Annotated in this window: 1 protein-coding gene; it reads right to left on the reverse strand. The window is 44.6% G+C overall.

All coding sequences use genetic code 11. From position 1 onward, the window contains the following. Positions 1 to 220: 220 nt before the first annotated feature. Positions 221 to 516, reverse strand: a 296-nt coding sequence (locus GS601_RS22735; RefSeq protein ID WP_162425566.1) for a methyltransferase family protein, incomplete at its 5' end; no start/stop codon positions are given.

A 516-nucleotide genomic window follows, 5' to 3' on the forward strand; every position in this document is an offset into this window, starting at 1 on the left:
CAATTCGGCTCACTACTGCGCCTCTCAGCTAAGGACACCGTATAAAATACTTGCTTGATTTTAAAGCCTCGCTGCCCCAGCAGTGAAACTGGAGCACCGCCCTTACCAAGATATAAAGCAGCCCAACGTTGCTGTTCAGCGGCTACCATAACCTTTGTTTCCACACCAATCAACCCTGCGAGTCCGCTGCAACAGCGTTGTTGTACCGCTGGCTACAGCTTTAATACAGAAACGGAACCAACTTCCAGGTATTGTCTGAATAAATTTTGTATTCCTCTCCAAAACTTGATTCCAGCATTTGCTCTTCTACACCAATTCGATAAGCTCGTGATGTAATTCCGATAACTACAACAAATACCAATACGACCCAATTCGTAACGGCTAATCCCGCACCGATCTCCATTAATAATGTTCCAAGATATCCAGGATGGCGAATCACGTTGTATGGAGCTTGATTGACAATCTTCTGCCCCTCAATAATCTGTAATGTTCGTGTATAGAACTCACCCAACGTTT

The organism is Myxacorys almedinensis A, assembly GCF_010091945.1.
GTDB classification, from domain to species: Bacteria; Cyanobacteriota; Cyanobacteriia; order Leptolyngbyales; family Leptolyngbyaceae; genus Myxacorys; species Myxacorys almedinensis.